Origin of the sequence: Pseudomonas sp. SIMBA_067, from assembly GCF_046534675.1 — a bacterium.
In the GTDB taxonomy this organism is placed as follows: Bacteria; Pseudomonadota; Gammaproteobacteria; order Pseudomonadales; family Pseudomonadaceae; genus Aquipseudomonas; species Aquipseudomonas putida.
In genome coordinates this window covers 1-245 of sequence record NZ_JAWRYH010001121.1, presented here as the reverse complement: position 1 = coordinate 245, position 245 = coordinate 1, and the positions used below count along the sequence as shown (strand labels likewise).

1 protein-coding gene is annotated in these 245 nt (G+C 59.2%); it reads right to left on the bottom strand.

Annotated features, from left to right (window positions below; genetic code table 11):
• On the bottom strand, positions 1-245 hold a 245-nt coding region (locus SB765_RS32775; RefSeq protein ID WP_410932911.1), incomplete at both ends, for a DbpA RNA binding domain-containing protein.

The window sequence follows — 245 nt, the reverse complement described above, 5'->3', positions numbered from 1 at the left end:
CCGATCTGCTCGGCACGATAACCCGCTTCACCCGTCAGCGCGCCCAGAATATCTCCCGGACGTATTTTGGCTTTACGGCCACCATCAATGCACAAAGTCATCATAGCTGCAGGCAGCGGCTTGCTGCTGCCCTTTTTCAGCGTGCTGGCAGAGACCCACGGCAGCTTCTGCTGCAGGAAATCTTCCAGCGCATGCGCGCGAGCCATCTCATCGGCAGCAACCAGGCTGACCGCAACGCCATGTTC